This is a genomic window from Streptomyces malaysiensis subsp. malaysiensis, assembly GCF_040653035.1.
Lineage (GTDB): Bacteria > Actinomycetota > Actinomycetes > Streptomycetales > Streptomycetaceae > Streptomyces > Streptomyces malaysiensis.
Genome location: NZ_JBEZNG010000003.1, coordinates 200,613 through 225,280, shown reverse-complemented (window position 1 = coordinate 225,280; position 24,668 = coordinate 200,613). Strand labels below are relative to the sequence as shown.

Genomic DNA, 24,668 nt, shown 5'->3' with positions numbered 1-24,668 from the left:
GCCCGGCGCTGACGGGGAGCCGCCCCCGTCAGCGCACCGGGCCCCGGCAGCGCCTCGGGTCAGCACGCAGGGCCCGGTTCAGGACGGCCGCAGGGCGTGCAGCAGGGCGTCGATGAGGGTGCGGTCGTGGTCGTAGGTGAGGCGGTTACGGGCCATGTCAGGGGGCAGCCAGACCAGCCGGTCGACCTCGCGGTTGGGTACGAAGGTCTCGTCGTCGACCGCCTCCGCCGCCCAGTAGCGGACCTCCTTGGGGCGGCCCCTGGCCACGTAGTGGAGGGTGGGCAGCACCGCCCCCGGCGCGCAGCCCATCCCGGTCTCCTCGGCGACCTCGCGCACCGCGCCGCGCAGCGCGTCCTCGCCCTGCTTGAGCTTGCCCTTGGGGTGGGACCAGTCGTCGTAGCGGGGGCGGTGGACGAGGGCGATCTCCAGGCGGCCGCCGTGGGGGGACCGTCGCCACAGCACACAGCCCGCCGCCAGCACCGTCCCGGTGTCCGCTCCCCCGTCACCATGGGAATTCCGCCGGTTCATCCGCCGTCTCTCCGTTCCGTGGCTCTCGCTGTCCTCCGCGTGCGTCGTGCGTTCGTGCGTCGTGCGTTGTGTGGCGTGCGTTGTGTGGCGTGGGCCGCCGTCCGTCGTCAGGAGGCTCTGGCGGCCACGCGCCGCCAGATCCGGCCGAACGCGAAGCGGGCCGCCTCGACCTCATGCCGCTGATCGGCGTGGAGCACCCCCAGCGCGTACGCCGTCGCCGGGGCGATCCGGGGCGTACGGGCGGCCGCGGCCGCGGCGGCGGCCGCCTCGGCCGCGTCGCGGTGGCGCTCCAGCGCCTGCCCGGCGGCCAGCAGCCGTACGGACAGCGGCGGCTCGGCGTCCGCGGCGCCGGGGCCGGTCGGCCCGGTCCCGTTGGCCCCGCTCGGCCCGTCCTGCTGCCACGCCGCCCGGTCCAGCACCTCCAGGGCGTACCGCCGCAGCCGCAGCAGATGGCGCACCTGGTGCCAGGGGGCGTCCTGGCGCTCGCTGGCGGGCGGGGCGTCCGCGGCCGAGGTCGCCGCCAGGCCGTGGACCAGCGCCTCCGCGTTGTACGGATGTCCGGCGCGGATCAGCGGCAGCGCCTCCACCGCCTCGGTCAGCCGCCGGTTCGCCAGGTCGGCGAGCGGCGGCAGCACCTGTCCGGCGGGGCGGGCGGCGCCGGCGTCGTCGAGCGGGGCCTCGGAGGCGAGCAGGGCGACGGTGTCGGCGACCGCGTGGAAGCGTGAGGAGCCCAGCGCCTCCAGGGCCGCGGTGTGGGCCCGGGTCCTGGCCAGGGTGAGCTGGCGCTCCAGCAGCGCTCCGGCGCGGGCCGCGCCCACGGTCAGCGCGCCGCCGCGGGCCTCCTCCTCGGCACCGGCCCGCTGGTGGGCCGCGCCCGGCTGGCCGGTCCGCTCGCCCTTCTCGCCCTTGGTGCCCCGGCCGCCCTTGTCGCCGCGCTCGCCACGGCGGCGTCCGGCCGTCCGGCCCTCGTCCCGGTCCCTGGACGTCCCGGCCGCGCCCTCGGCGCCGCCGCCCGTATCGGCCGGACCGGGCCGCGCACCCTGCCCCCCGACAGGGTCCGCGGCCCCGCCTCCCGGCGCGCCGGCGGCCAGGGAGACGCTGCGGCGGGCGGCACGGGGGGAGCGGGGCACGGAGCCGGGGGCTCCGGGGGCGCCGGAGGGGCCGCCCGCGCCGTCGACCGCGACCGTGACCCCGCCGCGCGCCGTGCGCGCCGCGCTGGCGGCGGTGGCATGCGCGGCGTTCGCGCTCGCGGTGTGTGCGGCGCCCACGGCGCCATCGGGGAGCCGTTCACCGGGTGTCGTGGCCTCGGCCTCGCCCTGCGGCGACCGGTCCGAGGGGCCGCCCGCGCCCGAGAGCCGGTGCAGGGCGCCGCGCAGCCGCTCCAGCCGCTCCTCGTAGGCGTGCTCGCGCGCCAGCGTGCCGGACAGCCAGGCCAGCTCGGTCCGCAGCTCATCGGACCAGGCCGTGTCGGTGAGCGGGCGGTAGACGTAGAGTGCGCCGCTGATCCGCCGTGCGGAGCGGCGCAGCAGCCGGGCGGCCTCGGCCGCCTCCTGGACGTCGGAACCGCTTTCGCGGTGCAGCCGCAGGCTGCGGAGGAAGTCCCCGGCCTGCGCGTGCAGATACGCCGAGAGCACCTCTCCGGCCGTCACCGACTCCCACGAAGGTGCCGCCACGGCCTCCGCCGCCCGGTCCGTCACACCGTCGTTCCCGGGGCGGGACGGGTCGGCGGCCGGATCGGCGGCGCCCGTCATCCCGGCCGGTGGCAGGTCATGTCGTCGAACCACGCCGTCGCCTCCGGGCATCGATGAGCATCTCCTGAACGTTCCGCAGCGGCTGGCCGTCCGCGTCCGTGGCATGCCGGGTCCACTCGCCGTCCGGGCCGAGGTGCCAGGAGGAGGTGGAGTCGGACATTCCGGTATCCAGCAGGCGGTTGAGGGCGGCGCGGTGGCCGGGGTCGGTGACCCGTACCAGCGCCTCGATCCGGCGGTCGAGATTGCGGTGCATCATGTCGGCGCTGCCGATCCACACCTCCGGCTCGCCGCCGTTCCCGAACGCGAATACGCGCGAATGCTCCAGGAACCGTCCGAGGACCGAGCGGACGCGTATGTTCTCGGAGAGCCCCGGGACGCCCGGCCGCAGCGCGCAGATGCCGCGCACCCACACATCGACCGGCACCCCGGCCTGCGAGGCCCGGTAGAGGGCGTCCACGACGGCCTCGTCGACCATCGAGTTGACCTTGATCTTGATGTAGGCCGGGCGCCCGGACCGATGGTGGGTGATCTCCTTGTTGATCCGGGTGATCAGCCCGCCGCGCAGCGACTTCGGCGCGACCAGCAGCCGCCGGTAGTTCTCCCGCCGGGAGTAGCCGCTCAGCCGGTTGAAGAGGTCGGAGAGATCCGCGCCGACCTGCGAGTTCGCCGTCAGCAGCCCCAGGTCCTCATACAGCCGGGCGGTCTTGGGGTGGTAATTGCCGGTGCCCACATGCGAGTAGCGGGTCAGGGTGTCGCCCTCCTGGCGGACCACCAGCGACAGCTTGCAGTGCGTCTTCAACCCGAGCAGACCGTAGACGACATGGCAGCCCGCCTCCTCCAGCTTGCGCGCCCACTTGATGTTGGCGTGCTCGTCGAAGCGGGCCTTGATCTCCACCAGCACCAGCACCTGCTTGCCGGACTCGGCGGCGTCTATGAGCGCGTCGACGATCGGCGACTTGCCGGAGGTGCGGTAGAGCGTCTGCTTGATCGCCAGCACATCCGGGTCGGCGGCCGCCTGCTCAAGGAACGCCTGCACGGAGGTGGAGAAGGAGTCGTACGGGTGGTGGAGCAGGACGTCCCGCTCGCGCAGCGCCGCGAAGATATCGGGCGGCGAGGCGGACTCCACCTCGGCGAGATCCCGGTGGGTGCCCGCCACGAACTTGGGGTACTTCAGCTCCGGCCGGTCCAGCGCGGCTATGCCGAAGAGACCGGTGAGGTCGAGCGGCCCGGGCAGCGGATAGACCTCCGCGTCCGAGATCTTCAGCTCGCGCACCAGCAGGTCCAGCACATACGGGTCGATGGACTCCTCGACCTCCAGCCGCACCGGGGGCCCGAAGCGGCGGCGCAGCAGCTCCTTCTCCAGGGCCTGGAGAAGGTTCTCCGCGTCGTCCTCCTCGACCTCGAGGTCCTCGTTGCGGGTCACCCGGAACATGTGGTGCGCGAGCACCTCCATACCGGGGAAGAGCGCCTCCAGATGCGCCGCGATCACGTCCTCCAGCGGCACATACCGCTGCGGCGACGCCTCCAGGAACCGGGAGAGCGACGGCGGAACCTTCACACGTGCGAAGTGATCATGCCCGCTCACGGGGTTGCGCACCACGACCGCGAGATTCAGCGAAAGCCCCGAGATGTACGGGAAGGGGTGCGCCGGGTCCACGGCGAGCGGGGTCAGCACGGGGAAGATCTGCTGCCGGAAGAGGGTGAAGAGGCGGGACTGCTCCTTCTCGGTGAGATCCGGCCAGCGGACCAGATGGATGCCCTCCTCCGCGAGCGCCGGGGCGACGTCCTGCTGGTAGCAGGCGGCATGCCGGGCCATGAGCTCACGGGACCGGTTCCAGATCAGCTCCAGCACCTCGCGCGGCTGGAGCCCGGAGGCCGAGCGGGTGGCGACCCCGGTCGCGATGCGCCGCTTGAGCCCGGCGACCCGCACCATGAAGAACTCGTCCAGATTGCTGGCGAAGATCGCCAGGAAGTTGGCCCGCTCCAGCAGTGGGGTGGCCGGATCCTCGGCCAGCTCCAGCACCCGCTCGTTGAACGCCAGCCAGCTGCGCTCCCGGTCCAGGAACCGCCCCTGCGGCAGCTCCCCGCCGTCCGCGTCCGGCCCCGCGCCCTCCTCGTAGGAGTCCAGGTCGGCGTCGAGGTCAGGGTCGAGCGAGCGCACCGGTCGCATGGCGACAGCATGCGGCCGGTGGGCCGCGATGGACCCGACCGAGGGCTGGTGCTGAGGCTGGGGCTGCGGGGAAACCGATGCCGGACCGCTGGTGTGGCTCATGAACTCATTGTTCCGCGCCGGAGGCGAATACGGCGTGGCGGAAGCGGGTGCGGAAACGGCACGGAGCCTCCGGTTCGACGAATTCGGCACAGCGGGCTGCATTCAGTGATGCTCGCAACCGAGGTTGAATCGCCGGTAACGGACACATGGCGCGTAGGAAATCGGGACCCATCCCCCAGGGGTCCCGCCCTCTTCACGCCCCGGGCGCCCGGCCCGCCCCCGCTGGCTCAGGCCCGGCCCCGTGGGCCCGAATCACCGTCCTCGCGGGCTCAGGCCCCGCCCCCGCGGGCCCGAATCACCGTCCTCGCGGGCTCAGGCCCCGCCCCCGCGAGCTCAGGTCCCGCCCCCGCGGGCCCGGATCTCCGCCCCGCGGGCCCTGATCCCACCCCCGCGGGGCCGGATCTCGCCCCCGCGGGCCCGGATCCCGCTCAGGTTTCGGTCCGGTACATCAGATCCGTCTCATGGGTGACGAACCCGAGCCGTTCGTACACCGCCACCGCGGCGAAGTTGTCGGCATCCACATAGAGCATCGCGGTCGGCAGCCCCCGAGCCGCCAGATGCCGGAGCCCGACCGAGGTCAGCGCCTTGCCAAGGCCGCCGCCCTGGGCGTCCGGGCGCACCCCCACCACGTACACCTCCCCGAGCCGCTCCTCGGCATGCACCTTCGTCCAGTGGAATCCGACGATCTCCCCGCCGCGCTCGGCCAGGAAGAACCCCTCCGGATCGAACCAGGGCTCACCCTTACGGTCGTCAAGGTCGCGCTGGGTGAGCGAACCCTGTTCGGGGTGGTGGGCGAAGGCCGCAGCGTTCGCCGCCAGCCAGGCGGTGTCGTCCTCGCCCGGCCGGAAGGTCCGTACGGTCACGCCCTCCGGCAGCGCCGGCTCCGGAAGCCCCAGCTCCGCGAGCGACCCCAGGGGCCGCCGCATCTGGCGCAGCTCCCGGAACAGCGTCAGCCCCAGCACCTGCGCGAGATGCCGCGCCGAGGCATGCCCCCCGTGCGCCCACACCCGCAGCCGCTTCCCCGACTCCTTCAGCAGGGTCACCCCCAGCGCCCGGCCGTGCCCCTGCCCGCGCCGCGCCGGATGCACGACCAGTTCGGCGGCCGGGGCCTCCACCGGGTCGGTGTCCTCCAACTGCGCATACCCCGCCAGCTCCCCGCTCGGCTCGCGCAGCACCAGGTGCCGCACCCCCTCCCGCCGCCCTCGCAGCTGCAACCGCCCCTGCTCGGACACGGCCTGCTGCCCGTCGATGCGCGCGGCCTCCGCGATCAGCCGCAGCACATCCCGCGCCTCGGCGGACGACAGCTCCTCCAGCACATCGAGCCGCCGGGCACCGGATGTCTCGTTCACCACGTCATTCATGGGGCCGAGCCTACGGCGGCCCAATTGTGCAGCAAGCTGCTGGACAATTTGTTACCAGCGGGTCACCCGGCTGCCCCGTCCCCGTCGAGGATGTCGTCGGCGATACGGGAGAGGTCCTCGGCGCTGGGCATCAGCTCCCGCACATGGGGCGGCAGGGCGGCGTATGTGCTCACGGCGAGCGGTGCGTTGTTGCTCCGCAGGGCGTACTCGATCGTCCCCTTGTCGCGGCTCCTCGCGATGAGGATCCCGAGCGTCGGATCATCGCGCTCCTTGTCCCGCACCAGGTCGTCGACGACGGTGACATAGAAGCCCAGCTGGCCGAGGTGCGCGGGGCGGGCCTTGTCGGTCTTCAGCTCGATGACGACGTAGCGGTGCAACTTGCAGTGGTAGAAGAGCAGGTCGATCCGGAACTCCTCGTCCCCGACCTTGATGGGGTACTGCCGTCCGACGAAGGCGAAGCCCACCCCGAGCTCGGTCAGGAACCGGACGAGTTGCTGCACCAGCGCGTCCTCAAGGTCGCGCTCTGCCACCTTGCCCGACAGCCGGGTGAAGTCGACTCGGTACGGGTCCCTGACGACCTCGTTGACTGCGTCGGAGTCCTCCGGGACCGTGGCGTCGAAGTTGTTGAGCGCGGCGCCCTGGGTGAGGTGCAGCTGGGCGTCGATCCAGTGGTCGAGCATGACGCGGGACCACCCCTGCTGCACGGCCCGCTGAGCATAGAAGTCCAGCTCAGGGCGAGTCTTGCAGCGGCCCATCAGCAGGGTGATGTGGCCCCAAGGCAATTGGGCAACAGCTTGTTGCCCAATTTGTTCGGGCCATGTTCGAGCCATCTGCTGCATGTACTTGAGATTCCGCGCGCCGAAGCCTCGCTGGTTCGGAAAGGCAGTACGCAATTCGGTCGAGACCCGGTCGATGACCTTGGAGCCCCACCGCTCCCTCTCAGCCCGCTCAAGGATCGTCCGGCCGACTTCCCAGTACATCTTGATCATCTCGGTGTTGACCTTGAGCTGAGCGCGCACGCTCGCCTGCGTGACGATCGCCTTGAGGTCATCGACCAGTTCGAAGAAGCCCGGCGGGAGCTCGGACCCCTGTGCGGGGATGGGCGTCCGCTTCGTGAGTTCGTTCTGCATGATCCGCACGCTCACATAACGAACCGGCACCCAAACCGCCTATCGTTACATTTCCTCCGAACGGGCGAAGTCGCCCCACACCGTTGACCATCGGCCACCAGCTCTTAACCTCCCGCCCCTGCCCCGCTACGCGCGTTGACCGTAAGCTGCGCTGCACCATCCATCACGGGTCATACAAGGGGACGACATGCCAGCGAGACCTCAACGGCGCGGGGCGGGACGCCGGTTGGCCACGGGATTCGCGGTGCTGGCCGCCGCGGCCGGGGTGCTGACCGCCGTGAGCCCGGCGGGCGCGGACAGTGCCGCCGCCTCGGACGAGCACCGGCCCGGGAGCACCGTCGACGTACAGCTGCTGTCCTTCAACGATCTGCACGGAAACCTGGAGCCCCCGCAGGGCTCCTCGGGCACCGTCGCCGAGACCCAGCCGGACGGCACCACCAAGACGATCCCGGCGGGTGGCGCCGAATACCTCGCCACCTCCCTCCGTAACGCCCGTAAGGGCCACGACTACTCGATCACCGCCGCGGGCGGCGACATGATCGGCGCCAGCCCGCTGTTGTCCGGGCTCTTCCACGACGAGCCGACCATCGAGGCGCTCAACAAGCTGGACCTCGATGTCACGGCGGTCGGCAACCACGAATTCGACGAGGGCCGCACCGAGCTGAACCGGATTCAGAACGGCGGCTGCCACCCCAAGGAAGGCTGCTACGAGAAGGGCAAGACCTTCGAGGGCGCCGACTTCCCCTATCTCGCCGCGAACGTCACCGACGAGAAGACCGGCAAGCCCATCCTCAAGCCGTACACCGTGTGGCAGCACAAGGGCGTGAAGATCGGCTTCATCGGGGTCACCCTCGAGGGCACCCCGGACATCGTCACCGCCGAGGGCGTCAAGGGCCTGAAGTTCCACGACGAGGTCGAGACGATCAACAAGTACGCCAAGGAGCTCCAGCGCAAGGGCGTGAAGTCGATCGTCGCGCTGATCCACGAGGGCGGGCTGCCCGCCTCCTCCTCATACAACTACGACTGTGACAACGGCGGCGCGGGCAAGGGCATCTCCGGCCCCATCGTCGACATCGCCAAGAACATCACGCCCACGGTCGACGCCCTGGTCACCGGCCATACCCACCAGGCGTACACCTGCACCATCCCGGACCCGTCCGGCACCCCGCGCACAGTGACCTCCGCGGCCTCCTTCGGCCGCCTCTACACCGACACCACGCTCACCTACGACCGCCGCACCGGCGACATCGTGCGGACGAGCGTCAAGGGCGCCAACGCGGCGAACCACGTCGTCGACCGCGACCAGCCCAAGGCCCCCGACATGACCTCGCTCATCGGGCGCTGGAACAAGCTGGCCGCCCCGGTCGCCGGCAAGCCCGTCGGTTATATCTCCGCCGACGTCAACGGCCGCGGCTCCAGCGCGTACGAGACGCCCCTGGGCGACGTCATCGCCGACGGCCAGCTCGAAGCGCTCGCCCCGGCCGACAAGGGCGGCGCCCAGCTCGCCTTCATGAACCCCGGCGGTATCCGCTCCGACCTCGCCTACACGGCGTCGGGCAGTGAGGGGGACGGGGTGGTGACCTACGGCGAGGCGTTCACGGTCCAGCCGTTCACCAACATGATGAACGTGATCGACCTGACCGGCTCCCAGCTGATCACCGCGCTCCAGCAGCAGGTCAGCGGCTCCAACGAGGCGTCCCCCAGGATCCTCCAGGTCTCCAAGAGCCTCACCTACACCCTGGATCTGACCAAGTCCGGCAAGGACCGGATCGTCACGGACTCGGTGAAGCTGAACGGCGAGCCGATCGACCCCGCCAAGACCTACCGCGTCGCGCTGAACGAGTTCATCGCGGGCGGCGGCGACGGCTTCCCCGTCTTCAAGGAGGGCAAGAACAAGCTCGTCGGCGCCTCCGACCTGGACACGTTCACGGCCTACCTGGGCGCGCACTCCTCGCAGTCCGCGCCCCTGGACCCGCCGAAGGCGGACCGCATCACGATCGTGAAGTAGCCGCCCGACGCCCAACGATGGCCCGGCCGCTGGTGGCGGCCGGGCCATCGTCGTGTCACCGCAGCGCGTCCTCGATCAGATCGGCGGCCCGCCCGGTGCCGCCCTCGGCCCGCGCCTCGGCCTTCAGCCGCGCCGAACGCCGTGCCACCTCCGGATCCGTGGTGAGTTCGGTGAGCGCCGCCCGCAGCGCCCCGGCGGCGGCGTCCGCCGTGTCGATACGGCGGGCCACCCCCAGCTCCACGAGCCGGTCGGCGTTCATAGGCTGCTCGGCGCCCTGCGGTACGGCGATCATCGGCACCCCGCAGTACAGACCCTCACTGCTGCCGCCCATCCCCGCGTGGGTGATGAACGCGTCGGCCCGCTCCAGGATCGCCAGCTGCGGCACCCAGTTGTGGACCTCGATGTTCGCCGGGATCTCCCCCAGCTCGCCCGGGTCGACGTACTTGCCGATCTGGAGCACCACATGCCACCCGGGCAGCTCGCCGAAGGCCGCGACACACTCGCGGTAGAAGGCGGCCTGCCGGGTGTACGCCGAGCCCAACGAGATCAGCAGCACTTTCTCCGCGTCGGCGGGGCGCTCCCACCCGCCCTGGTCGGCACGGTCGCCGAGGCACGGTCCCACGAACGTCACCACCTCGGTGTTCACCCGGTCGGCGTTCGGCTGCATCGCGCGGGGAATGAGCGCGACACAGCGCGGCGGCAGACCGGAGAAGGCGTTCGGATCCGTGGTGGTCGCACCGGACTCCGCGAGCCACGTCGCGAACTTCTCCTGATACACCTCCGCGCCGGGAAGGCTCATGATCTGCGCCCCGATCTCGTCGTGATACCCCTCCCAGCCCACGATCGTCGGCGACAGCTGAACCAGCGGGCGCCCCTGTGTCTCGGCGAGCACCCGGGCGGGGTACGCGCCGATGTCGTACAGATACAGATCGGCCGGATCGCGGTCGTACACGGCGCGCAGCTGGGGCAGGGCCTGCATGGCGTCGTCCAGGAACAGGGTCATCGCGGCGATCGGGTCCGCCGGCCAGTCGTTGTCGGCCACCGGCAGGGTGGAGTCGAACGGCACGAACTCGGCACCGGTCGGCTTGATGACGTCCGCCATGGAGGCACCGTTGGCGTACGTCACCCGATGCCCGCGCGCCACGAGCTCACGGATGATCTCGAGGCTGGGAAGGGTGTGGCTGATGGCGGGGATGCCGACCATGGCGATATGCGCACGGCGACGGGACATGAGACATCACTCGTTTCAGATCTACGGCGAGATGGACACGACGGCCCGGCGCAGCGGCGATGTCGCCGGTGCGCGGGGCGAGACGGCGTGTCAGCCGTAGATCTGACGGAACGAGTCCATACGGATGACGGTACCCCGGTCGGGGACCGGTCCGCCTCTCTGTTTTGCAGCCTCGGCAAGCGGTAAGTACCCGCTCAGCGCCGGGCCCTGGGGTCACGAACGCGACGGGCCGTCGCGCCTTGGAAGTCATCTCGTCCGGCTGGGTGCGTTGTTGGCCGGCCGGCTCGATGGATGCGGCAAGCCGCGGCTACGAGTTCGTTGTGAACCCTGGTGGACCGATCAACGCAGGTCGAGTACGGCCTTCCCGATGATGCCGTTCTCGACGGCCTCGTGTGCGGCCGCGACGTCGTCGAGGCTGAAGGAGTGCACGGGCAGTGGCGTGAGGGCGCCCTCGCGCAGGGCCGCGGTGATCTCGGCGGCGGCACGCAGCAGCGCATCCCGCGGTTCGGTGAGGAACAGCGCGAACCGCAGCACCAGGTTGGACCACATGAGCCGGAAGACCGGCAGGGTCGGGTCGTCGGGCTGTGCCGCGTAGGTCACGACGGTTGCTCCCGGGCCGGTGACGGCCAGGTCCAGTTCGAGGTTGTCGGTCAGCGAGACCTCGATGATCCGGTCGACGGGCCCGACTCCGTCGAGGATCTGCCGGGCGGCGTCGGCGTCGCGGTAGTTCACGACGAGATCCGCACCCGCGGCCTTGGCCAACGCGGCCTTTTCCGGCCCGCTGACCGTCGTCACGACCCGTGCGCCCGCGATCCGGCCGAGTTCGATCGCGTAGTGCCCGACGGCGCCCGCACCGGCCGCGACGAGTACGGTGCGGTCGCGGGGCGAGCCATCGGCGTGCAGGCACCAGTGCGCGGTCATCGCCGGGATGCCGAGGCAGGCGCCGAGCTCGTCGGAGATCCCGTCCGGCAGCGCGACGGCCTGCTCGGACGGCACTACGGTCCACTCCGCCGCGGTCCCCCACGGATGGCCGGCGCCGGCCATCCAGATCCACACGCGTTCGCCGACCCGGCTCGGGTCGACGCCTGCGCCGACCGCGTCGATCGTGCCTGTGCCGTCCTGGTGCGGGATGCGGCCGGTGTGCTCGCCGACCCGCTGGAAGTCCTGCGGGGTGGAGTTCAGCCGCATGAACATGTCCCCCGGGTTGATCGCGGAAAGTGCGACGCGGACGCGGACCTGGCCGGGGCCGGGTTCGGGTCGCTCGACGTCGAGCACCCGCAGCACGCTCTTCGCTGGACCGGGCGTGTCGTAGAAGGCTGCCCTCATTGCTTCGTCTCTCCTCTTGGTTGTGGCGCGTTGGTTGTGGCGCGGTCCACGGCGCTGGTCAGGGACCGCGCACGGCACCGCGGCGGGGGCCGGTACCGCGTCGTGGTCTGATGTCCTCGGCCGTGAGATCGCCGCCTCGCGAAGGGTCGGCTGAGACGGATCGAACGTGCCGCGGATCATCGGCGGGCCCGATCGCGTTCGTCCCGCGTTGTGGCCGACAACTGGGACTTTGGGCCGTTTGTGCGTCGGCGAGCTGTCCGCCGAGGCGTGGGTCACATGGCCGACCGCGGGCTCACCGGGACGCGAGGGGGTGGCACCGGTCGGTCCAGCAGGCCATGACTTACGCCCTACAGGTCGGCAGCGACGCTTCGCATGACCGACTCCAGGTCGCGCTCGCCCGCCGGAGTCTGCGCACCTCGCTCCAGTGCCCCCGTCATGAGTCGTGCCGGCAGTTCCCCGCTCACCAGCTCGGCCCATGCGTCGTTTTCCGCTCGCAGGCCCTCGGTCAGGTCCGCCGGAGGCACCAGCTGCTTGGCGGCGGCGATGAGCTCCGGGGAGAGCGCGGCGATCTTCTCCGCCACCCCGTCGACGAACGCGTCCAGCCCGTCCGCGGGTACCGCACGGTTGATCCATCCGTAGGCGGCCGCGGTGTCCGCATCCACCAGGTCGCCGGTGAGCAGCAGTTCCAGCGCCCGGTTGCGCCCGACCCGGTCGCGCAGGTACTGCGTGCCTCCGCCACCCGGCACGATGCCCATCAGCACCTCGCTCTGGCCGATGCCCGCGGTTTCCCGCGCGGCGAAGGTCATGTCGGCCGCCGCGACGAACTCGGCGCCTCCGGCTCGCGCCTTGCCCGCCAGTTTGACGATCGTCACCTGCGGCTGGTGACGCAGCAGCTCACCGACCCCCTGGAAAAGGTTGGCGTCCGGGTTGAGGTCCGCGATCTCCCGCAGCTCTTCCATCTCGTCGAGGATGTGGATGTCGACGTGCGCGATGAAGAACTCGGGGTTGGCGCTGGAGAACACGATGACGCGGACCGAACGGTCGTCCCGCAGTGTCGCGAGGGCGTCGTGCAGTTCGCGGATCAGGGTTCCGCTAAGCACGTTGACAGGGGGATTGTCCAGGGTGATCCGCGCGACTCCGCCATCGATGACGCCGCGAAGTGTCGTGTACTGGTCAAGACTCATAAGTGTTCCAAGGTTTGCGGTGAGCTAGTAGGTTTGCAACGCATACCAACCCTGGTCTCCGCGCCATGAACGGTCAATAACGCACTTTTCGATAACCAAGGATCTTGATGGATACCAGCCCCACACCCCCGCCGCCCCAGGTCACTCCGCGATTCAGTGCCGAATGCCCGAGCCGACCCATCCTCGATCAGATCTCCGACAAGTGGTCGATGATGGTCATGGCGGTCCTGGAGCAACCGACGCGGTTCAACGAGATCAAGCGACAGCTGGAGGGCGTCACACAGCGGGTACTGACCCAGACACTGCGGAGACTCGAACGCAACGGCATGATCCGGCGCCGGGTGCTCGAAACCTCCCCGCTCGGCGTGGAGTACTCCCTCACACCACTCGGCGAGTCGTTCCGCGGCCCTTTCACATGCCTGCACAATTGGACGATCGAGCACAGCGACGAGGTCCTGTCGGCGCAGCATGAATACGACGCGCGATCATCGGGACGGTAGCCGCGCTACCCACCCCCGACGATCTCGGTGACCAAGCGGGCATAGACGGCCACATGGGGTCGAATGGCATGGGTGATCGAGCGGACCATGGCCTGGCCCGCCGGATGTCGCCGGCTACATCACCGCTACGACTTCTTACGCTCCGCCTTCCTGGACGCGGTCGAACGCGCCGGCCTTGGCCTCGCGTATGAGGAACCGCAACGCGGCCGGGGTGGCGGTCAGAACGATGTGGGGGTCATCACTTTCCCGGAGCCTGATCTTCCCGTCGCGTGCGGCAGCGACGTAGACGCAGGATGACGCCTCTTCGCTGAACGTGGACTTCCGCCACTCAGTGGCAATGTCGATGCAGTTCGACGACTCTCCGCTGTAGAAAGACCTCCGCCACTGGTTCGTGGGCACGTGTCTCAGTCCCCGAGAGTCCGGTCGAGGTTCCCGGCCCTTACGGCCTGTATGAAGGCGCGCAGGGCGGCGGGTGTGGTGGTCAGGACGATGCCGGGCTCGTCGCTCTCCCTGAGCAGGACGGCGAGGTCGCTCGCGGCGACGCCCACGCAGTTGCCCGCGTCCCCGCTGCCAGTGGACTTCCGCCACTCAGTCGCCACGTTCACGCAATTGCCCGCGTCCGCGCTGTGGGTGGACTTCCGCCAGTCAGCGGCGACGTTGATGCAGTTGGACGAGTCTCCACTGTAGGAAGACTTCCGCCAGTCAGATATGGGCACTTCGAAACCCCTTCAGATTCCTCGCGAGATGCGATGGATGAAGTCTCTTGACGCGGCCGGATCGAGGGCGCCGCCCTCCATACGTTCGAGCACAGTCCGATACTTGACCAACTGCGCCTCCGAGTCGAGAAACTCACAGCCGTGATGGACGTCGAGCTGCACAGTGTCGAGTTGCGGAACAGGACCGTGGACGTAGTCGATCGGTTGACCATTACCGGGGAACGTGCCCCGCCCGAAGGGGACCACCAGAACCGTGATGTTGGCTTCCTCGCTCATCTCGCCGAGGTGGGTCAACTGAGCGCGAGCCGTATCCGCTCCGCCGAACTGCATACGCAGCGCCGCCTCATGGATGATCGCCGTATAGCGCACGGGTTCGTCGCGGTGCAGGATCTCCTGCCGTCTGATGCGGAGGGACAACCGGTGCTCCACTTCGTACTGCCGTAGTGGTGGCACAACCTCCTGGAACAACGCGCGAGCGTGGTCCGTCGTCTGCAACAGGGCCGGAATGTGGATCGCCAGGGCCACCCGCAGCTCGGCGGCATGATGCTCAAGCTCCGCCACGTCGATGAGCGCGGCGGGCAGACGCTCTCGATACTCGTCCCACCATCCTCGCGTGCGTCCACCTGTCATGTCGGCCAAGGCGTCGACGAGGGCGTCATCAGGGCAGGTGTAGTTACGAGCGAACGCTCGCACCCGGCCCGAGCTCACCGGGTACCGACCGGCCTCGATACTGCTCAGGCGGGCCTGGTTGATGCCGTGCTGCGCGGCAGCAGCGGTCGAGGACAAGCCAGCGCGTTCCCGGAGCTTCCGAAGTTCGGCGCCCAGTCGGCGCTGCCTCACGGTAGGCGTGTTGTTTGGCGGCATCGGTTCTCCCCTATCACCCACACGAGTTCAATTAGCAGCCTTGCTGCTGATTTCGTAGCAGGTCTACCACCGACTGCCCTACGGTGTGGCCCAAGCCACCCAACTCCACCCGACCGAGGGAGACTCCATGGCCAACGTACCGCCGTCCTCCGACCCCTGGACGTACTCCCTCCGCCTGCCCAACGACCCACGGGCCGCACGCATCTCACGCGCCACCCTCCGGGCGGTCCTCGCCTCCCACGGCATGGCCGAGCTGACCGACACGGCGGAACTCCTGACCTGCGAGCTGGTCACCAACGCCGTCCGCCACTCCGACGGCCCGACCCAACTCCGCATCCGCCACCTCTGCGAAAGCCGCCTGCGCGTCAGCATCTGGGACACCAACCCCACCATCCCCGCACCCTTCGACGCCCCACCCAGCCGCCTCGACCGCTTCACCGCCCTCACCGAGGCCGCCGCCAACCTGGACGCGACCTCGGGGCGCGGCCTGCTCATCGTCCGGCTGTGCGCCGACAACTGGGGCGGCTACCCCCTCGCCGACGACCTCTTCGGCATCAGCGGCAAGCTCCTCTGGTTCGAGCTCACCCCCCACCAGCACGCTTACGAGATCGCCGCCTGACCCCACACGGACCTTTCCCCCAATCGGGTGATCACCGGTCATTTGCCCCGTGCACATGCTCCGATGACCCTACGTTCACACACATGGTCAGTTCGCGGCACGAGGCCGCACATCGCATCTTTCAAGAACGACCGGAGTTACTCACTCCGGTGTTCCGCATCCTGGATCTGTCGCCGCCCGAGAAAGCGGCGGTTGAAGTACTCACCCCGGATGCCACCGAGATACGGCCGCTGGAACGTCGCGTGGACAGCGTGCTGCGCGTCAAGCCGTTCGCCGGCGGTGACTTCCTCCTGGCGATCGAGGCCCAAGGGCGCTGCGACCCCGACAAGGCAGTCAACTGGGGGTACTACGTGTCGTATCTGGCGGCGAAATACAAGCAACCGGCTCTGCTGCTCGTAGTCTGCCAGGACAAGGCAACCGCCGAGTGGGCGACCGGCCCCTTCCGGGTTGGCGTGGACGACTGGACGGCGCTGTCCGTACATCCACTGGTCCTGGGCCCTGGGAACGTCCCAGTGATCCTCGACCCGGACGAGGCCGCCCAGGACCTGACCCTGGCGACCTTCTCGGCCTTGACGCATGGCAGCCACCAGGATGCCCCGGCCATACTGAAGGCCCTGGCTCGGGCCATGGGAACCGCCGACCCTGAGTCCGTCAGCTACTACTCGGAATTGCTGGAAATCGGCCTGGGGAGTACTACCCCAGCGGGAATCACCTGGAGGAACGAGATGAGCGTGGGTACCTACTTCCCCGGCCGTGGCACCCTCATCGAGGAGACCTTCCTGAAGGGGAAGGCAGAGGGCAAGGCAGAAGGCAAGGCAGAGGGGGCGGCAGAGGGGGAAGCCCGGGGCCGAGCCCAGGGCGTACTGGGCGTCTTGGAGAAGCGAGGCATCCCCACCCTGGCCGCGACGCGCGACCGCATCACCGACTGCACCGACCTCGGCACCCTGGACCGCTGGTTCGACCGCGCCTTCACCGTCTCCACCGCCGACGAGCTCTTCGCCGAGAACGGCTGACGACACCGTGGCCGTAGGTAGCTACTTCCCCGGCCGGGGGACCCTCGTCGAGGAGACCTTCCTCAAGGGCAAAGCGGAGGGCGAAGTCCATTCGCGGGTACAGGGTGTGCTGCGCGTTCTGGAGAAGCGAGGGATCACCACCCCGCCCGAGACCCGCGACCGCATCACCGACTGCACCGACCTCGGCACCCTGGACCGCTGGTTCGACCGCGCCTTCACCGTCTCCACTACCGATGAGCTCTTCGCGGTGGAGGAGTCGGACCGGTAGTCACCGGGCGGGCCCGGGGCCAACCCGGGAGCCGTGCCACCGCCGGGTGGTCGCCGACGCGGCGGGAGGGGGCGGGGTCGGAGGGGTGGTGTCCTGGACGCTTACGTGTATTTGTGGCGCCAATCTCCGGCCCACGCAAGTCCCCGGCTAATGGCGCCGTAAATATACGGTCCAGGGCGCCGCCCCGGAGGCCCCGCCCCCGGCACCCACCACGAACAGCAGGCGCCCCACAGCAACCACCCACGCACCCGCACCGCGCACCCACCACCCGCCGCACCGCACCGCACCGCGCACCCACCACCCGCCACACCGCACCGCACCGCGCACCCACCACCCGCCACACCGCACCGCACCGCGCACCCACCACCCGCCGCACCGCACCGCACCGCGCACCCAACAGCACCCCCGCGCCCGGCATCGCACCGCACCCACCGCCCGGCGCCCCCGCTCCGTGCGACCGGCCGCCCCCGGAACTCACGCCGAACCCCCACCCATCCGGCACCGACCGTGCCTACCCTGGTGGCTTCTGAACGGCGAACAACAGTCACCGGGGGGACGGGGCCTCATGGATCCCGCAGCCATAGCCACACTGGTCCAGGAACTCTTCGTCGCCGACGGGCCGGTGGACCGGCCCGTCCGCATCGCCTCCCTCGTCGCCTTCCAGGGCGACCACCGCACGCTCACCGAACGGGACCTGCCCCGGATCGCCTCCGCGCTCATCGAAGACGTAGCGAGAGAATTCGACGACGACACCACCGATCAGCCCCGCACCGAGCTGACCGACGCCCTCGCCCGCACCCTCCACGCCCTCGGCACCGTCGACCTGGACGACCTACGAGCTGTCCGCCTCGGCCCCGAAGCGTTCGCCCGCCATCTCGCCATCGCCGCCCCCGACGCCGACGCCGAACTGGACCCGGCGGACGCCCGTACGCACGCCTCGCTGCGGGAGGCCGTCTGTGCGCACATCCTGCGCTTCCTCACCATCCGCTCCCCCTTCGTCGCGGCCGCAGAGGACGCCGCGTTCGAGGAGCGCTACGCCCAGGACATCGTGGCCGCCCACGACCATCTGACGATCTACGGCATCGATCTGACCCACTCCCCCGACAGCTGGCCGCTGGACGCCGCCTATCTCAGCCTGGAGACCGAGACCGACGCGGGAGGCCCCAGCGCCCCCGCGGAACAGGCCCTCGCCGGACGCGACAGGGTGCTGCTGTGGGGCGTGGCGGGGTCGGGCAAGACCACGCTGGTGCAACGGCTCGCGGTGTCCGTGGCCCGTGGCGACCTCCCGGCCCCGCTGGAGGGGCTGCGCGGTCGGGTGCCGTTCGTGCTCCCCGTACGCCGGTTCCGCCGCGACGGCTTCCCGGAACCGGACGCCTTCCTGTCCGCCATCCGCTATCCGCACAGCGACGCCCAGCCGCCGGGATGGGCCGAGCGGGTGCTGTCCCACGGACGCGGGCTGATGCTCGTGGACGGCGTGGACGAGGCCCCGGAGGAGGAGCGTGAACGGCTCCGCGAAGCGCTGCGCGAGCTTCCGGCGCGCTATCCGGGAAATGTCTGGCTGGTCACCTCGCGCCCTTCCGCCGTACGGGAGAACTGGCTGGCCGCCGAGCGCTTCACCGAGCTGAAACTCTCCCCGCTCAGCCGAGAGGGCGTCACCGCGTTCATCCGGCGCTGGCATGCGGCGGCCCGCCAGGACATCTCCGACCCGGCCGATCTGGACCGGCTGAGCGGTTACGAGGAAACGCTGCTGGACGCCGTAAGGATTACCCGGGACCTCGGCCGGCTGGCCACCAATCCGCTGATGTGCGGTCTGCTGTGCGCACTGCACCGGGACCGCCGCGGCTATCTGCCACGGGGCCGGAAAGCCCTCTATGACGCGGCCCTTTCCATGCTCCTGGAACGGCGCGACCGCGAGCGCGCCATGCTGCCGCCCGATGGAATCGACCTCCCCCAGGAACCGAAGATCCAGCTCCTCCAGAAGCTGGCGCACTGGATGCTCGTCAACGGCCGGTCCGAAATGGACCGGGCCGCCGCCATCGAGACACTCGCCCGGTACATCCCGGCCATTCCGCACGCGGAGCGGCAGGGCGCACCGGAGGAGATCTACCGCCATCTGCTCAACCGGACCGGACTATTGCGCGAGCCCACACCCGGTTCGGTCGATTTCGTGCACCGAACGTTCCAGGACTATCTCAGCGCGAGAGCGGTCGTCGAACGGCACGATTTCGACTTCCTGATCGACCACGCACACCTGGACGACTGGGAAGAAGTGATCAGAATGTCCGTCGCTCTCGCCCGTCCCGATGAATGCGCCTACCTCCTGGAGGGGCTGCTGGCGGCCCGTAAAGACGCCAGGCCCGTCCATGCCCGCCATCGCAAACTCCTGGCGGCCGCATGTCTGGAACACGCGACGGAGCTGGACCCCGAGGTGCGTTCCCGGGTGCATCGCTATACCCGCGATCTGGTACGTCCGACCTCGCTGGAAGGGGCCCGGGCGCTGGGCTGGATCGGGCCTATCGTGCTGGAAATGCTCCCCGATCCCAGCGGGGTATCCGATGAGGAAGCCCACCGGCTGGCCGTCACCGCCACCTCGATAGCCGACGACCGCGCCATCGACTATCTGGTCCGGCTGCGGGACCGCGCCTCCTGGGCGGTACGGGCGCGGCTCGCGGCCGCCTGGCGGCGATATGACACCGACCGTTACGCCGAGGAAATCATCGCCCATCTCGATGAGCGGGAACTCGACTTTCCGGTGTCGGACCTGGAAGAGCTACGGGCGCTCCGCAGGCTGGGCGGCCGCCCCTGTGTCCAGATAGCCGGTGCGCTCACCCCGCAGCAGCTGATCGAGGGCCTGGTGGCCGAGCGGCTGACCGAGCTGTGGCTCGCCTACGACCTGGGCGCGGACCTGGATCTGAGCTGGCTGACCGCCTTCCCCCGGCTGACCATCCTGCGGCTGAGCCAGCGCAACACGGAGGTGACCGGGGTTCCGGAGGGCGTCCAGGTCATCGTGGCGGGCGCGTAAGCGCAGACCCCGAAAGGGCCCTGGCAGGCCCTCAGAGGCCCTGGAACCCGGGGGCGGGGCCGTCACCCCGGCACCCCAACCAGGCACGCTCAGGGCGCACCAGGGCCCGCCAGGAAGGCGTACGCACAAAAGGGGGCCGCCCCGGACCGGATGGTCCGGGGCGGCCCCTGGCATGACGGCGGCTGACTACACCGCGTCACGCCTCCTTGCTCAGGTTCGGGCCCGCGCCACCGGCGGCGGACTCGATCGGCGGGGTGTCCGGCAGCGCCGACTTCTCCTCGCCGCGGAAGGTGAACTTCTTCTCCTCACCCTCACCCTCGGTGTCCACGACCACGATGTGGCCCGGACGCAGCTCGCCGAAGAGGATCTTCTCCGAGAGCACGTCCTCGACCTCGCGCTGGATCGTCCGGCGCAGCGGCCGGGCGCCCAGGACCGGGTCGTAGCCGCGCTTGGCCAGCAGCTTCTTGGCCTCGCCACTGAGCTCGATGCCCATGTCGCGGTCCTTCAGCCGCTCGTCCACCTTGTCGATCATGAGGTCGACGATCTGGATGATGTCGGTCTCGGTGAGCTGGTGGAAGACGACGGTGTCATCGACACGGTTCAGGAACTCGGGGCGGAAGTGCTGCTTCAGCTCCTCGTTGACCTTGGCCTTCATCCGCTCGTAGCCGGTCTTCACATCGCCCTGGGCGGCGAAGCCCAGGTTGAAGCCCTTGGAGATGTCCCGGGTGCCGAGGTTGGTGGTCATGATGATCACCGTGTTCTTGAAGTCCACGACCCGGCCCTGGGAGTCGGTCAGCCGACCGTCCTCCAGGATCTGGAGCAGCGAGTTGAAGATGTCCGGGTGGGCCTTCTCGACCTCGTCGAAGAGGACCACGGAGAACGGCTTGCGGCGCACCTTCTCGGTGAGCTGGCCGCCCTCCTCGTAGCCCACGTATCCGGGCGGGGAGCCGAAGAGCCGCGAGACGGTGTGCTTCTCGCTGAACTCCGACATGTCGAGCGAGATCATCGCGTCCTCGTCGCCGAAGAGGAACTCGGCGAGGGTCTTGCTGAGCTCGGTCTTACCGACACCGGACGGGCCCGCGAAGATGAACGAGCCGCCGGGGCGCTTGGGGTCCTTAAGGCCCGCACGCGTACGCCGGATGGCCTGGGAGAGCGCCTTGATGGCGTCCTTCTGGCCGATGACGCGCTTGTGCAGCTCGTCCTCCATGCGCAGCAGGCGGGAGGACTCCTCCTCGGTCAGCTTGAAGACCGGGATACCGGTGGCCGTGGCCAGGACCTCGGCGATCAGCTCCTCGTCGACCTCGGCGACGACGTCCATGTCGCCGGCCTTCCACTCCTTCTCCCGCTTCGCCTTGGCGGCCAGGAGCTGCTTCTCCTTGTCGCGCAGGCCCGCGGCCATCTCGAAGTCCTGCGAGTCGATCGCGGACTCCTTCTCCCGGCGCACATCGGCGATCTTCTCGTCGAATTCGCGCAGGTCCGGCGGTGCGGTCATACGGCGGATCCGCATCCGGGAGCCGGCCTCGTCGATCAGGTCGATCGCCTTGTCCGGCAGGAAGCGGTCCGAGATGTAGCGGTCGGCCAGGGTGGCGGCCGCGACCAGGGCCGAGTCCGTGATCGAGACGCGGTGGTGCGCCTCGTAGCGGTCCCGCAGGCCCTTGAGGATCTCGATGGTGTGGGGCAGCGACGGCTCGGCGACCTGGATGGGCTGGAAGCGGCGCTCGAGGGCCGCGTCCTTCTCCAGGTACTTGCGGTACTCGTCGAGCGTCGTGGCGCCGATGGTCTGGAGCTCGCCCCGCGCCAGCATCGGCTTGAGGATGCTCGCGGCGTCGATCGCGCCCTCGGCGGCACCCGCACCCACCAGGGTGTGGAGCTCGTCGATGAACAGGATGATGTCGCCGCGGGTGCGAATCTCCTTGAGCACCTTCTTCAGGCGCTCCTCGAAGTCACCGCGGTAGCGGGAGCCGGCGACCAGGGCGCCCAGGTCCAGGGTGTAGAGGTGCTTGTCCTTGAGGGTCTCGGGCACCTCGCCCTTGACGATGGCCTGGGCCAGCCCCTCGACGACCGCCGTCTTGCCGACGCCGGGCTCGCCGATGAGGACCGGGTTGTTCTTGGTGCGGCGCGAGAGCACCTGCATGACCCGCTCGATCTCCTTCTCGCGCCCGATGACCGGGTCGAGCTTGGATTCGCGGGCGGCCTGGGTGAGATTGCGGCCGAACTGGTCCAGGACGAGCGAGGTGGAGGGAGTGCCCTCCGCCGGGCCGCCGGCGGTGGCGGCCTCCTTGCCCTGGTAGCCGGAGAGCAGCTGGATGACCTGCTGCCGCACCCGGTTCAGATCGGCGCCCAGCTTCACGAGGACCTGGGCGGCGACGCCCTCGCCCTCGCGGATCAGGCCGAGCAGGATGTGCTCCGTACCGATGTAGTTGTGGCCGAGCTGAAGGGCCTCGCGGAGCGACAGCTCCAGGACCTTCTTGGCACGGGGGGTGAAGGGGATGTGCCCGGACGGGGCCTGCTGGCCCTGCCCGATGATCTCCTCCACCTGCTGGCGGACCGCCTCGAGCGAAATCCCGAGGCTCTCCAGGGCCTTAGCGGCGACACCCTCACCCTCGTGGATCAGGCCCAGGAGGATGTGTTCGGTGCCGATGTAGTTGTGGTTGAGCATCCGGGCTTCTTCCTGAGCCAGGACGACAACCCGCCGCGCGCGGTCGGTGAACCTCTCGAACATCGTTAATCGCTCCTCAGAGCGGTCAGAAAGATCGGGGACGATCCCCTCCCTGTCCTTCCGCATGCTAGTCCCGCAACCCGGGACAGCTCATTCCAACTGCCGACAACCGTCCGGATCACCCCCGCTCGCGCGGGGCAAACAGCACTGGCCTCCTGCCCGAACAGCCGACAACTGCTTCAACCCGATGGTGCGAGACGATGTTCCCGCAGGCCAGGCATCTACGCCCACCGCCAGTACGCCGATGGCGAACGCCGCTTCCTCCCGACACGCGGACCGCCCCTCCCCACTAGGGATGTCTTACCCGCAAGCACAGATACTCCATGCCGTACGGGCCGGTTCCATCCGCTACGGGCGAACAACCTTGCGCCCGTTCACCGGCCCTGTAGGCCCTCTGGTGGGCACGGTGCGCACACGGACGCGTGCGGCGCGTCATCGCCCGCGTAACCAAGCGGGAGGGCGGGAAGTTCTGCTGGACATGATCCTCAGGGCCCACGGCGCGAGGCCGTCCGCACCGGCCGCCCGGTCACTCTGGTACGAGCGGGAGCTGGGCTGGCCGACGGCCGGCAGCGATCCCGTCGAACTGCTCACGGGGGTGGCCTTCGACGTGATCGAACTACCGGCCGTGGCCGGTTTCGCGATGCTGCGGCGCGTGCCGCGGACCGGTCCGGTCGCGGTGGAGGGCGCCTGGATGCGGCTCCTGGTGGCCCCGGGCAGCTCCGACGAGCTTCCGGGGCTGCTCGACTGGCTGGAGTGGGGCGGTGTGGCCCTGGACCTGGGCGCGATCGGCGCCGGAGGCCGGATCACCGCGCCGTGCCCCGCCCGCTCCTGGCCACCGCCCCTGGCCGCCGGGGCGCCCGGAGAGCGGTGCCCGCAGGAGGCCGCCGTATGGCTGCGACCTCCCGACCCGAAGGGCGAGGTGGAGCCGACGCTGCCGAGGGCAGGCTTCGGGGGCGATGGGGGCGCCCCCGATCTCGTACGGCTCGTGGGCGCGGCGGCTACGGAGTGCCACCGAGCCCGATTGTCGCGCGCCCGGCCGCTGCCCAGGCAGCGGCGAGCCGGGGATAGCTGACGCGCTCAGCCGTTGGCCTTCTCGTACGCCTCACGCACGGTCGCGGGAACACGGCCGCGGTCGTTGACCTCGTAGCCGTTCTCCTTGGCCCAGGCGCGGATCTTCGCGGTGTCCTGGCTGCCGCCCGACGCCGCGCGGGTCTTGCCCCGGCCGCCGGCAGCCCGGCCACCGGTGCGCCGGCCGCCCTTGGTGAAGGGCTCCAGGGCGTCACGGAGCTTGTCCGCGTTGTTGGTGGTGAGGTCGATCTCGTAGCTCTTGCCGTCCAGAGCGAACGTCACGGTCTCGTCCGCCTCGCCGCCGTCGAGGTCGTCGACAAGAAGGACCTGAACCTTCTGTGCCATGGGGTTCCTTTCAGGGAAACGGGGGGCTCGGGGGCACAGCGTTACCCGCTGATGACTCACCCCCCAGGTAATTACACTACGAGAGAATAGGAAACCGCTTTTCCCGGAAAAACACAAACCCCCCGCGAAGGTTCGACCGATCCACCAAGCGGGAAGGCTCATGGAAGGTCATGTTCCGGAGCTATGTGATAGGGGAGCGATTCGGACATAGGGCCCGCGATCACAGTTGCAGAAGCATCCGGCTGTTGCCAAGGGTGTTCGGCTTCACCCGTTCGAGACCAAGGAACTCGGCGACGCCCTCGTCATAGGAACGCAGGAGCTCGCTGTAGACATCGCCGTCCACCGGCGTCTCGCCGATCTCCACGAAGCCGTGCTTGGTGAAGAAGTCGACTTCGAAGGTGAGGCAGAAAATGCGCCGCACACCGAGCCAGCGCGCGGTCTGGAGCAGCTTGTCGAGCACCAGATGCCCAACACCGGTCCCCTTGAGAGTCCGATCGACGGCGAGAGTGCGGACCTCCGCGAGGTCTTCCCACATGACGTGCAGCGCTCCGCAGCCAATGACCTCAGCGTCCTCGTCGCGCTCGGCGACCCAGAACTCCTGGATGTCCTCGTAAAGCGTCACGGTGGCTTTGTCGAGCAGGATGCGATCGTCCACGTAGGAGTCGATGAGACGGCGCACGGCCCGTACATCGCCGGTCCGGGCACGGCGGACGGTGACTACTTTTGATAGTGGGGAGGACATG

21 protein-coding genes are annotated in these 24,668 nt (G+C 69.5%); 7 read left to right on the top strand and 14 right to left on the bottom strand.

All coding sequences use genetic code 11. The annotated features are described in order from the left end of the window. Positions 1–78 precede the first annotated feature (78 nt). The 5 genes from AB0E24_RS08120 to AB0E24_RS08100 form a co-directional block, all read right to left on the bottom strand. On the bottom strand, positions 79–528 hold the full coding sequence (locus tag AB0E24_RS08120) for an NUDIX hydrolase (RefSeq protein WP_069860854.1): 450 nt from the start codon (positions 526–528) through the stop codon (positions 79–81). A gap of 107 nt (positions 529–635) precedes the next feature. Further along, positions 636–2,279: a CHAD domain-containing protein gene (locus AB0E24_RS08115; protein ID WP_359375787.1), complete on the bottom strand. Its 1,644-nt coding sequence runs from the start codon at positions 2,277–2,279 to the stop codon at positions 636–638. A gap of 16 nt (positions 2,280–2,295) precedes the next feature. Beyond that, positions 2,296–4,551 carry an RNA degradosome polyphosphate kinase gene (locus AB0E24_RS08110; RefSeq protein ID WP_069860855.1) on the bottom strand — a complete coding sequence of 752 codons (2,256 nt, stop codon included), beginning with the start codon at positions 4,549–4,551 and terminating at the stop codon, positions 2,296–2,298. Positions 4,552–4,979: 428 nt separating this feature from the next. Beyond that, a complete protein-coding gene (gene mshD / locus AB0E24_RS08105) occupies positions 4,980–5,912 on the bottom strand; it encodes a mycothiol synthase (RefSeq protein WP_069860856.1) in 933 nt (310 codons plus the stop codon). Positions 5,913–5,974: 62 nt separating this feature from the next. After that, positions 5,975–7,042, bottom strand: coding sequence for a PDDEXK nuclease domain-containing protein (locus AB0E24_RS08100; protein ID WP_359375479.1), 1,068 nt, complete (start codon positions 7,040–7,042; stop codon positions 5,975–5,977). Between the two features lie 187 nt (positions 7,043–7,229). On the opposite strand from AB0E24_RS08100, the gene AB0E24_RS08095 reads away from it, so the two are divergent. Then, positions 7,230–9,050, top strand: coding sequence for a bifunctional metallophosphatase/5'-nucleotidase (locus tag AB0E24_RS08095; protein ID WP_079258086.1), 1,821 nt, complete (start codon positions 7,230–7,232; stop codon positions 9,048–9,050). A 55-nt stretch (positions 9,051–9,105) separates the two neighbouring features. On the opposite strand, the gene AB0E24_RS08090 is transcribed toward AB0E24_RS08095, so the two are convergent. The 3 genes from AB0E24_RS08090 to AB0E24_RS08080 all read right to left on the bottom strand — a co-directional run bounded on the left by AB0E24_RS08090 (position 9,106) and on the right by AB0E24_RS08080 (position 12,791). Continuing rightward, complete coding sequence (locus AB0E24_RS08090) at positions 9,106–10,281, bottom strand: macrolide family glycosyltransferase (RefSeq protein ID WP_359375477.1); 1,176 nt, start codon at positions 10,279–10,281, stop codon at positions 9,106–9,108. A gap of 339 nt (positions 10,282–10,620) precedes the next feature. Then, positions 10,621–11,607, bottom strand: a complete 987-nt coding sequence (locus AB0E24_RS08085; protein WP_079258088.1) for an NADPH:quinone reductase — start codon at positions 11,605–11,607, stop codon at positions 10,621–10,623. A gap of 347 nt (positions 11,608–11,954) precedes the next feature. Next, the gene (locus tag AB0E24_RS08080; RefSeq protein ID WP_079258089.1) at positions 11,955–12,791 is read right to left on the bottom strand and encodes an enoyl-CoA hydratase/isomerase family protein; all 837 of its coding nucleotides are present in this window, start codon (positions 12,789–12,791) and stop codon (positions 11,955–11,957) included. A gap of 107 nt (positions 12,792–12,898) precedes the next feature. Between AB0E24_RS08080 and AB0E24_RS08075 the strand changes: the two genes are divergently transcribed. Next, entirely contained in the window at positions 12,899–13,291 is a 393-nt protein-coding gene (locus tag AB0E24_RS08075) for a winged helix-turn-helix transcriptional regulator (RefSeq protein WP_079258090.1), read from the top strand. 135 nt (positions 13,292–13,426) lie between these two features. On the opposite strand, the gene AB0E24_RS08070 is transcribed toward AB0E24_RS08075, so the two are convergent. From AB0E24_RS08070 to AB0E24_RS08060, 3 genes are read right to left on the bottom strand one after another with little or no spacing between them, the layout of a single operon-like run. Continuing rightward, complete coding sequence (locus AB0E24_RS08070; RefSeq protein WP_332840718.1) at positions 13,427–13,690, bottom strand: DUF397 domain-containing protein; 264 nt, start codon at positions 13,688–13,690, stop codon at positions 13,427–13,429. A 5-nt stretch (positions 13,691–13,695) separates the two neighbouring features. Continuing rightward, positions 13,696–14,007 carry a DUF397 domain-containing protein gene (locus tag AB0E24_RS08065; RefSeq protein ID WP_308311479.1) on the bottom strand — a complete coding sequence of 104 codons (312 nt, stop codon included), beginning with the start codon at positions 14,005–14,007 and terminating at the stop codon, positions 13,696–13,698. A gap of 12 nt (positions 14,008–14,019) precedes the next feature. Further along, positions 14,020–14,871, bottom strand: coding sequence for a helix-turn-helix domain-containing protein (locus AB0E24_RS08060; RefSeq protein WP_359375472.1), 852 nt, complete (start codon positions 14,869–14,871; stop codon positions 14,020–14,022). 127 nt (positions 14,872–14,998) lie between these two features. Here AB0E24_RS08060 and AB0E24_RS08055 point away from each other — a divergent pair, with 127 nt between their 5' ends. The 4 genes from AB0E24_RS08055 to AB0E24_RS08040 all read left to right on the top strand — a co-directional run bounded on the left by AB0E24_RS08055 (position 14,999) and on the right by AB0E24_RS08040 (position 19,793). Then, positions 14,999–15,490: an ATP-binding protein gene (locus AB0E24_RS08055; protein WP_359375470.1), complete on the top strand. Its 492-nt coding sequence runs from the start codon at positions 14,999–15,001 to the stop codon at positions 15,488–15,490. 83 nt (positions 15,491–15,573) lie between these two features. After that, complete coding sequence (locus tag AB0E24_RS08050; RefSeq protein ID WP_359375468.1) at positions 15,574–16,503, top strand: RpnC/YadD family protein; 930 nt, start codon at positions 15,574–15,576, stop codon at positions 16,501–16,503. Between the two features lie 7 nt (positions 16,504–16,510). Continuing rightward, positions 16,511–16,771 (top strand): hypothetical protein, encoded by a 261-nt coding sequence (locus AB0E24_RS08045; RefSeq protein WP_359375466.1) that lies wholly within the window; start codon positions 16,511–16,513, stop codon positions 16,769–16,771. Between the two features lie 565 nt (positions 16,772–17,336). Beyond that, positions 17,337–19,793 (top strand): NACHT domain-containing protein, encoded by a 2,457-nt coding sequence (locus AB0E24_RS08040; RefSeq protein ID WP_359375464.1) that lies wholly within the window; start codon positions 17,337–17,339, stop codon positions 19,791–19,793. Positions 19,794–19,989: 196 nt separating this feature from the next. Here AB0E24_RS08040 and AB0E24_RS08035 read toward each other — a convergent pair whose 3' ends face one another. After that, the gene (locus tag AB0E24_RS08035; RefSeq protein WP_069860863.1) at positions 19,990–22,515 is read right to left on the bottom strand and encodes an ATP-dependent Clp protease ATP-binding subunit; all 2,526 of its coding nucleotides are present in this window, start codon (positions 22,513–22,515) and stop codon (positions 19,990–19,992) included. A 475-nt stretch (positions 22,516–22,990) separates the two neighbouring features. Between AB0E24_RS08035 and AB0E24_RS08030 the strand changes: the two genes are divergently transcribed. Then, positions 22,991–23,584, top strand: coding sequence for an SCO3374 family protein (locus AB0E24_RS08030; RefSeq protein WP_069860864.1), 594 nt, complete (start codon positions 22,991–22,993; stop codon positions 23,582–23,584). 5 nt (positions 23,585–23,589) lie between these two features. On the opposite strand, the gene AB0E24_RS08025 is transcribed toward AB0E24_RS08030, so the two are convergent. Together AB0E24_RS08025 and AB0E24_RS08020 are read right to left on the bottom strand one after the other, a co-directional pair. Continuing rightward, complete coding sequence (locus tag AB0E24_RS08025; RefSeq protein ID WP_069860865.1) at positions 23,590–23,925, bottom strand: histone-like nucleoid-structuring protein Lsr2; 336 nt, start codon at positions 23,923–23,925, stop codon at positions 23,590–23,592. Between the two features lie 220 nt (positions 23,926–24,145). Next, the gene (locus AB0E24_RS08020; protein ID WP_069860866.1) at positions 24,146–24,667 is read right to left on the bottom strand and encodes an amino-acid N-acetyltransferase; all 522 of its coding nucleotides are present in this window, start codon (positions 24,665–24,667) and stop codon (positions 24,146–24,148) included. Between the last annotated feature and the right edge of the window lies 1 nt (position 24,668).

What these genes read in the sequence shown, in the direction of transcription:
- AB0E24_RS08120 (WP_069860854.1), bottom strand. Translation starts at nt 528, where the DNA reads ATGAACCGGCGGAATTCCCATGGTGACGGGGGAGCGGACACCGGGACG.
- AB0E24_RS08115 (WP_359375787.1), bottom strand. Translation starts at nt 2,279, where the DNA reads ATGACGGGCGCCGCCGATCCGGCCGCCGACCCGTCCCGCCCCGGGAAC.
- AB0E24_RS08110 (WP_069860855.1), bottom strand. Translation starts at nt 4,551, where the DNA reads ATGAGCCACACCAGCGGTCCGGCATCGGTTTCCCCGCAGCCCCAGCCT.
- mshD (WP_069860856.1), bottom strand. Translation starts at nt 5,912, where the DNA reads ATGAATGACGTGGTGAACGAGACATCCGGTGCCCGGCGGCTCGATGTG.
- AB0E24_RS08100 (WP_359375479.1), bottom strand. Translation starts at nt 7,042, where the DNA reads ATGCAGAACGAACTCACGAAGCGGACGCCCATCCCCGCACAGGGGTCC.
- AB0E24_RS08095 (WP_079258086.1), top strand. Translation starts at nt 7,230, where the DNA reads ATGCCAGCGAGACCTCAACGGCGCGGGGCGGGACGCCGGTTGGCCACG.
- AB0E24_RS08090 (WP_359375477.1), bottom strand. Translation starts at nt 10,281, where the DNA reads ATGTCCCGTCGCCGTGCGCATATCGCCATGGTCGGCATCCCCGCCATC.
- AB0E24_RS08085 (WP_079258088.1), bottom strand. Translation starts at nt 11,607, where the DNA reads ATGAGGGCAGCCTTCTACGACACGCCCGGTCCAGCGAAGAGCGTGCTG.
- AB0E24_RS08080 (WP_079258089.1), bottom strand. Translation starts at nt 12,791, where the DNA reads ATGAGTCTTGACCAGTACACGACACTTCGCGGCGTCATCGATGGCGGA.
- AB0E24_RS08075 (WP_079258090.1), top strand. Translation starts at nt 12,899, where the DNA reads ATGGATACCAGCCCCACACCCCCGCCGCCCCAGGTCACTCCGCGATTC.
- AB0E24_RS08060 (WP_359375472.1), bottom strand. Translation starts at nt 14,871, where the DNA reads ATGCCGCCAAACAACACGCCTACCGTGAGGCAGCGCCGACTGGGCGCC.
- AB0E24_RS08055 (WP_359375470.1), top strand. Translation starts at nt 14,999, where the DNA reads ATGGCCAACGTACCGCCGTCCTCCGACCCCTGGACGTACTCCCTCCGC.
- AB0E24_RS08050 (WP_359375468.1), top strand. Translation starts at nt 15,574, where the DNA reads ATGGTCAGTTCGCGGCACGAGGCCGCACATCGCATCTTTCAAGAACGA.
- AB0E24_RS08040 (WP_359375464.1), top strand. Translation starts at nt 17,337, where the DNA reads ATGGATCCCGCAGCCATAGCCACACTGGTCCAGGAACTCTTCGTCGCC.
- AB0E24_RS08035 (WP_069860863.1), bottom strand. Translation starts at nt 22,515, where the DNA reads ATGTTCGAGAGGTTCACCGACCGCGCGCGGCGGGTTGTCGTCCTGGCT.
- AB0E24_RS08030 (WP_069860864.1), top strand. Translation starts at nt 22,991, where the DNA reads ATGATCCTCAGGGCCCACGGCGCGAGGCCGTCCGCACCGGCCGCCCGG.
- AB0E24_RS08025 (WP_069860865.1), bottom strand. Translation starts at nt 23,925, where the DNA reads ATGGCACAGAAGGTTCAGGTCCTTCTTGTCGACGACCTCGACGGCGGC.
- AB0E24_RS08020 (WP_069860866.1), bottom strand. Translation starts at nt 24,667, where the DNA reads ATGTCCTCCCCACTATCAAAAGTAGTCACCGTCCGCCGTGCCCGGACC.